Here is a 6,861-nt window from a genome sequence, read left to right as displayed (position 1 = left end):
CTTGTCTCTGCAGTCGCCGTGTGCGGTCGTACTCGCGTTGCCATTGACGTGGTCCGATCGCGGCAAGTTCTCACGACACCGTCGTCTGGCTTCGTGTTGCGTTTTCGGCTATGCGACGTGGTGGACGTCACGTTGGCTGAGAGGCCTGGGTCAGGCGGAAGGTGAAGTAGTCGACTCTCCAGCCGTCCTTCTCCAAGCTCGCCTGGGCGATGACCTCTGTCCTGAAGCCTTCCTGATCAGCCAGGTGCTTCAGGTAGTCCAGGTCGCCGGAGGTGCCGAAGAAGATCAGCATTCTGCCGGTCGGGGTGAGGTGCCGCTTCGCGGCGCCGAAGAACTCGGTCATCGCACGATAGTTCTCGTCTGTGATGGCGGCCTCGAACTGGTCCCGAGGGGAGAACCATCGGAACGGCGGGTCGAAAACGATCAGGTCGAATTCGCCGCCGACATCGCTGAACACGTCGCTGTGACGGACCTCCACCCGATCCGCGACGCCGTTGCGCTCGGCGTTGCGCCGAGCTGCCTCGACAGCGTCAGGGTTGATGTCGACCGCCAGGACGTCGACGGCTTGCGAGGCCGCCATGATGGCGTTGACGCCACTTCCTGTCCCCATGTCAAGCACGCGGTCGCTCTCGTGGACCTCGGCCAGGACAGCCTCACCGAGGAGATAGGACACGCCCGTGATGGGCATGACCTCGGGCGGAATCACCAACGTCCTGCCGAGGTAGGTGACTGTTTGACCAGGACCGGCTTCCGCCTTCCCGGTGTTGTAAGCGTTCTCATGCCATTGGCGGATGCGCTTGGCGTGCTCCTCGGTGACCATCGGGGTGTAGTCAGCAGCGTTGACCGGACGTTTCGGCGGGGGGTCGGTTTCGGTCATGTCGGCACCTTATTCAACGGCTCAATGCAGGGGTATTGAATTGGTCTGTTCTTCAGTCGTCGCTGGCGATCAGTGGGCCTGAAGGCGTCGGATATTGGACGCTTCTGCGGCGCACCGGCGAAGCCGGGTGATCTCGTCGTGTTGCGCAGTAAGTTGAGCAAGGGCTTGGCTCCGGAACTCCGTGAGCTCGTTGATCGTGCCGGTTGACTCGGTGAGGCGTTGCTTGAGTGCCGTGACCTCGCTCTTGAGTCGGGTGATCTGGGCGTCGCGCGGGTCGGGCTGGTCGCCGGCCTGCTGCAGGGACCGCAGGCGCCGTTCGAACTCGGCGCGCAGATCGGCGTAGGGCCGGGTGCCGTAGAAGGCCGTGCGGTCGACGCTGGCCTCGGCGGCGAGGGTCTTGATGTCGCAGCGGCCTCCAGGCGGGATCTCGCCGCGCAGGAGCCGATCCATGGCAGCGCGGATCCGATTCTCGTTGGCGGTGCGCTGAGCCGCGGTGATCCGCATGTCATTCCTCGTTCTGGTGCGTGGCGGTGTCGATGGAGTCCAAGACGGCCAGGGCTCGGTGGAGGTCGGCTTGCAGGCGGGCTCGTTCGGTCTTGCGGGTGGGGCCGAGGCTGCCCAGGAAGGTCGTGGTCTGTGCGGCGTGCTCAGCCCAGACCGGCCGGTGGCAGGGGTGATGGGTGGCTTGCGGGCAGCGCGCGGAGTCACACATCCCCGCCAACGGTCGGTCAGCGTGCGGGGTGCCGGCGAGTTTCAGGCAGAGCGCCCGGGACGGGTCGGTGAACCAGCAGTAGTTGGCCGCGCCCAAGTGCAGCGCCTGGGCACGTTTGGTGACCAGGTTGAGGACTTCCCGGTCGCTGCGCTGGGTCTTCGGCGGCCCCGCTTCGCCGGTGGTGAGCTTGCCGTCGATGTGGGCGAAGAACTCCGTCAGCTCGCGGGCCCCCGGCCCAGCAGGCATGATCCCTTGCAGATAGTTGCGGAACTCGGCCCAGACGAGATCCAGATTGCGCTCGGCCTCGTGCTTGTTCACCTCAGCCAACAGTTCGGCTTGCGCCCCGCCCGGTCGAGACGCGTACCCTTCCGTCGTTGCCGTCGCGATGTGCTTGAGGTGCAGTTTCGCGGCGAGCAGGCCCCCGGGACGGTAGGCCAACTCGATCGCCAGCGTCCTGCGCAGGGCGCGCAGGCTGACCGGAGCCTCAGGAATGGGGGCCAGTCCAAGTCGCTGGGCGGCCGGGCCGTTGACCCAGTTGCGGAACCAGGTGTAGCGGACGTCGAAGGCGAACCGGCCCAGCAGCGGCACCCCGTTCTCGGGATTGTCATGCAGCTGTTCGAGCAACTGAGCGGCGCGGTAAGCGGGTTCGATGACGACCCATTCGTCAGCGAGGCCGCCCAACTGCTGCCCTTTGATGAGTTTGCTGGCCAGCCGGTAACGGACCAGCCCGGGACCATAGTGCTCAGGTGGGCGGCAGCTGCCGACTTCCAGCTCCATCAGCTCCGACGAGCGCATTCCGGACACCGCGGCCAGCAGGGCGATCGCGGCGGTGCGGACGATTCCGACCACCGCGATGGCTTCCAACCGGTCCAGCGGCAGTGTCCAGGCGATGGCGCCGTCCCCAACAGCGCGGTCGACGACGGAAGCGTTGCGGCCAAACGGTTTCTCGGCGCCGACGATTGCCAAAGTCGCTTCGATGCGCTCCCGTAGGTGCGGGATCCACTTCCGCCAGAACTGGGTGAACCCGGCCTGGCGGGCCAGCAGCCCGAGAGAAATCCGGATCAGCGGGTCCTCGGGCGACCCGTCAGCGGCCAGCCGGTCGCGGATAGTGTGCTCGGCCGCCAACGGCAGCGGTTCGCCCCGACGCTCGTAGTCAGCCAGCAGTTGCGCGATCTCCTTCTCAGGCAGCGTGGAGGTGAAAACGTGGTCCCCAAGCCGGTGTGACCATTTCCGGTCGGCCTCCCTGACCTGTGTGATCAGGTCGATGGCGTGCGGGCCGAGGGTGTCCACCAGATAGCGTGCAGCGGCCAGCAGCGGTTGCAAGACCGTGTCGGCGACCGGCGGGGTCTTGTTCTGGCCAACGCCGCAGGGCATCTCGGCGACCACTGACGGGGCGGCACCGCCCCAGGGCCGCAGATCCTCGGGAACCCGGTCAACGCTGAACAGCTCACGGTGGTTGACCAGATCGACGACGCTCTGAGCGGCGGCCCGTCGGGTCCCGGGGCTGCGTTCGCCGACGACCTGGCCGTCCTCGTCGAGCAGGTAGCGCCGGTGAGCCAGGTATCCCTCGCAGCGACCGGCGTCCACCTCGCCGAGGCTGGTGACGCCTTGGACGGTGAGCCAGTTCAGGAACCGGGTCAGCTCGGCCAGCCGCCCGGACGCGGTCAGCAGGTGCAGCGGGGTCCGGTAGGCGCGAGGCAAGGGCATCACGGCCTCATGCCTGGGGGCGAGCATCGCCGTGATCTGTTCCTTGGCGATCACCCGCCAGCGGGGGTTGGTGATCGTGGTGAAGTCGAACCGGCGGCTGACCTTGGACATCTGGTTCGGCAAGCCGATCACGGCGGTGAAATCCCACCGGTCGTCCTCGAACACCGGGCGGTGTGTCCCGTCAGGCAGGGCGAGGCCAGCTTCGCGACAGATGTCCAGGCCGGCGAACACCGACTGGCGCGGCCCGGAGGCGAGAGCGGTTGTCATCGAGTGGACTCCTCCGGGCGCAGGGGAAGCTCGTTATCGCGGTCGCCGACGCGGCCAGAGGCGTGTGCGAGGACGGCGGAGTCGAAGCGGTCCAGCACGTGGCCGACCCGCTGGGAGTAGGGGCCGAACACGGCCATGAACTGGGCAGCGGGCATCTGCCGCCATTGGCGGGAGAAGAACGCCTTGAGCCGCAACAGGTTCGCGGCGTGCCGAGGTGCGAACACTGCCAGCGGGCAAAGCAGGCAGACCCAGGGCCGGGCCGGGCAGGGTTTGCCTTTCGGGCCGTGCAGGCCGGCGAGCTGATCGGCGCAGGCCGCGGTGAACACATCACGTTGTCCGCCAACGAGTTCCGCGATTACGGTGTTATCCAGGTTGAGCGCGGCGACCAGCTGCGGATAGTCCTGTGCGAGGGTGGCTGCGTCCTCGTCGGTTACGACCGTGGGTGGGTGGGCCTTGCGCAGCAGGTCGTGCTGGGCGTCCTCCACGATCGCTTCGACGGCTCGACGTTGGGAGGGCGTGGTGGCGGTCAGGTAGTGGTCACCCTCCACCTCCGGGCTGTGGTTGGGATCGATGGTCGCCCGACCACGACCGGCCCAGCTGCTCTTGTCCCGCAGCGACTGGAATGTGGTGCGGATCCGCGAGCGGTGGATCTTCATCGGCATGCCGTCGGCGTCGAGCAGGTCGTGACGGACGACCCAGCGTTGGATCGCGACCCGGCTGGCCGAACCGACGTCCGCCGTGATCTCGGTGCCGCCGGGCTTTCTCAGTCGCAGCCACAAAAGCCGACGCTGCTCGGGTTCGGCGTGGCCGCGCAGCAACGCCGAGTGCGCCAGCCACTGCTCCAGCAGCCGGACCGCCCGCCGGGGCAGATTGAGACTCTCGGCCGCGGTGCGGCCCTTGACGTAGGACAGCAGGATGGTCGAATCGCCGGCCCAATCGATATCGTCGGTGACCAGATCGTCGATGCCGTCAGGGACGATGCCGGAGTAGATGCCGAACAACAGTCGATAGGCGATCACGACATCCAACCGCGGAAACAGGTCCGCACTCGCCTCGAGCACCCCGCCGCGCTGGCGGACCACGTTGTCCGAGCAGCCCAGGTGCTGTCCGAACGCGACGATGCCGACCGGGCCGATCCGGGCCAGCAGCCAGCGCAGGTTGTCCTCGCTCCACCCGTGCTCGCGTGGGTGCTGACCGCGTCGGGCCGCGGCCAGGGCGGCCTTGTGCCGGGTGAACGACTCGTCCACGATCCCGCGGCAGGTCTGCGTGAGCCGCTCCCATTGGTCTTCTGGATAGGGCGGTAGCTGTTGGTGGTTGCGCTGGGGGTTGTAGGCCCGGCCGACCGCCAACTCGGCCAGCGTCGTGTCCAGGTGACCGCCAGCGAGCTGGAACCCGTGCAACATCCGGCGGGTGCACGCCTCTTTCGGGCCGCTGGTGGCCATCCAGTACTCGGCCATCTGCGCCCGACGCAGGTCCGCCGCCCCACCGGTGAATCCCTGGGCGGCCAGCGTGCGGGCCAGGTGCCGGATGGACTGGGTGTAGTGGGTCAGCGAGCCGGCCGAGTCGACCGTGCCGTGCGGATGGATCAGCTCCACCAGGCCGACCAGGAGGTCACGGGCCAGCTGCAGGCAGGGCAAGCCATCCAGCTCGAATCGGACGGTGGAGCCGTCGCTGAACACGCACTCGATGCCCAGGGGGTCCTCGGTCACGGTGGCCGGCATCAGCACACCTCGCCTTCACCGTCGTCGAACTCCGCCGCGGCCTCCCGCTCGGCGGCGGCCTCGCTGAGCAGACCGTCGGTGATGCCGGCGTTCTCGTAGGCGTCGCGGTAGATCCGGGTCATATCCAAGCGCTTGAGGTACTTTTCCGTTGTCAGCACTGAGGAATGACCGAGTAGATCCCGCAACACCAGCAGCGGGTCTGCTTTGGACAGATAGAACACCAGCGCGGCATCGGCGTCGGTGTCCTTGACCAACTTCGCCGCTTGCCGGTAGTGCCCGGTCACCAGATATTCCAGGGTGCGCATCGAGAAGGAATGGCGCAGCCGGTGCGGGTGAATATGAGGGAACCGCGGCTCGAACCGAACGCGGATCCGGTCAGCGGTGCGTTCGAACACCGTGGCCCAGGCGGTGAACGGTCCGCCGCCGTTGCGCAGCGCCAGCAGGCACGAACCCCCGCCCGGAGCGACCAGTCGACGTCGCTCGCCCGGTGTGACCGTGTCCCATCGGCAGCGGACACCGTTGATCTGTCCTCCCCGGGCGTCCGGGTTGGTCACCAGCAGCGGCTCGCCCCAGCGTCGCGGCGGCCTCCAGGTCGAGCCGTCCGCGGTCACCGCACGGTCGAGTTCCAGGTAGTGGTGGACGGCCGCCAGCGCGTCGTAGGAGATCCAGGTGGTGCGGAACCTACGGCCCTTGGTGATCCCGGCCGGAACGGGGAACGGGATCGGAATCGCCACCGGCTTGGGTGGAAGCGCTGGGATCTCGTAGGGCAGCAGATAAGTGAACTCCTGTGCACGCAGCCCGGTGCCCAGCGCGAGCCCGCCGACGGCGGCGTTGCGGGCCAGTTCACGGCCCCGGTAGCCAGTGTCCAGCGCGCCGTCCGGGGCGAGCCCGCGCAGGCCGTTGAGGAACAGGTCGGTGAAATCCGGCTCTAGGTACTTGATCGTCACGTGCGGCTTCGGAGTCCGTCGCACCGCCAGGTTCACCCGAACCTCCCGCCCAGTGCCGTGGAACAACGCCCGTGCGGTGCGGTAGGTGAACGGCTCGGCCTCAGCGTGGCCTTCCTCCATAGCCCACCGGTAGAACAGGGACAAGATGCTCATGTGCTGGCCCCACGTGGTGGCGGCGAACCGCTGCCTGAGCGGGCCGGTCGCGCGATGCTCGGCGTACCGGCTCAACCCCAGCTTCAATCGCTCTCGCGAGTCGAACAGCGCGACGCCGTGCTCGGCGAGGAATTCCATCCACTCCCTGACCGCCCGCGCGTACGCCTCCCACGTGTTCGGCGCTGGCGCACCGCTGGCGGGTAGCTCGCGCAGCCACCGGTTCACCACAACGGTAGGACGGGGCGCGCCCGGCGCGTCCTCGAACCGCAGGTCGTCATCGACCAGCACCGGCATCCGCTCCGGGATCAGCGGCCGACGCTCGAGTTCCCAGGACTCCCAGCCCTGGGACGAGAAGAAGCTCAAGATCATGACCGGAGACCATAGAAACACCACACGACTCAAGGCAAAGCGCAAACACCCTGCTCCCGTACCCCGTCAAGGCTAATCGCCACACGAAAACTAAGCGGGGAGAATGTG

The 6,861-nt window shown here is 67.4% G+C and carries 5 protein-coding genes; all 5 read right to left on the bottom strand.

Annotated elements, in window-relative coordinates; genetic code table 11:
* Positions 1–127: 127 nt before the first annotated feature.
* The gene (locus tag ABD793_RS42420) at positions 128–877 is read right to left on the bottom strand and encodes a methyltransferase (RefSeq protein WP_344869544.1); all 750 of its coding nucleotides are present in this window, start codon (positions 875–877) and stop codon (positions 128–130) included.
* A 69-nt stretch (positions 878–946) separates the two neighbouring features.
* Entirely contained in the window at positions 947–1,381 is a 435-nt protein-coding gene (locus tag ABD793_RS42415) for a hypothetical protein (RefSeq protein WP_344869543.1), read from the bottom strand.
* A 1-nt stretch (position 1,382) separates the two neighbouring features.
* On the bottom strand, positions 1,383–3,563 hold the full coding sequence (locus tag ABD793_RS42410) for a hypothetical protein (protein ID WP_344869541.1): 2,181 nt from the start codon (positions 3,561–3,563) through the stop codon (positions 1,383–1,385).
* Positions 3,560–5,284 (bottom strand): hypothetical protein, encoded by a 1,725-nt coding sequence (locus tag ABD793_RS42405; protein ID WP_344869540.1) that lies wholly within the window; start codon positions 5,282–5,284, stop codon positions 3,560–3,562. The genes ABD793_RS42410 and ABD793_RS42405 overlap by 4 nt, the downstream gene beginning before the upstream one ends.
* Positions 5,284–6,798, bottom strand: a complete 1,515-nt coding sequence (locus tag ABD793_RS42400) for a tyrosine-type recombinase/integrase (protein WP_344869538.1) — start codon at positions 6,796–6,798, stop codon at positions 5,284–5,286. The genes ABD793_RS42405 and ABD793_RS42400 overlap by 1 nt, the downstream gene beginning before the upstream one ends.
* Positions 6,799–6,861 lie beyond the last annotated feature (63 nt).

The sequence above is a fragment of the Amycolatopsis ultiminotia genome, assembly GCF_039536925.1.
Lineage (GTDB): Bacteria > Actinomycetota > Actinomycetes > Mycobacteriales > Pseudonocardiaceae > Amycolatopsis > Amycolatopsis ultiminotia.
Note: the sequence above shows the minus strand (reverse complement) of the source record. Positions and strands in the feature narration are given on the sequence as shown.

Excerpts from the sequence above, each read along its gene's own strand:
- ABD793_RS42410 (WP_344869541.1), bottom strand. The coding sequence starts at position 3,563 with ATGACAACCGCTCTCGCCTCCGGGCCGCGCCAGTCGGTGTTCGCCGGC.
- ABD793_RS42405 (WP_344869540.1), bottom strand. The coding sequence starts at position 5,284 with ATGCCGGCCACCGTGACCGAGGACCCCCTGGGCATCGAGTGCGTGTTC.
- ABD793_RS42415 (WP_344869543.1), bottom strand. The coding sequence starts at position 1,381 with ATGCGGATCACCGCGGCTCAGCGCACCGCCAACGAGAATCGGATCCGC.
- ABD793_RS42420 (WP_344869544.1), bottom strand. The coding sequence starts at position 877 with ATGACCGAAACCGACCCCCCGCCGAAACGTCCGGTCAACGCTGCTGAC.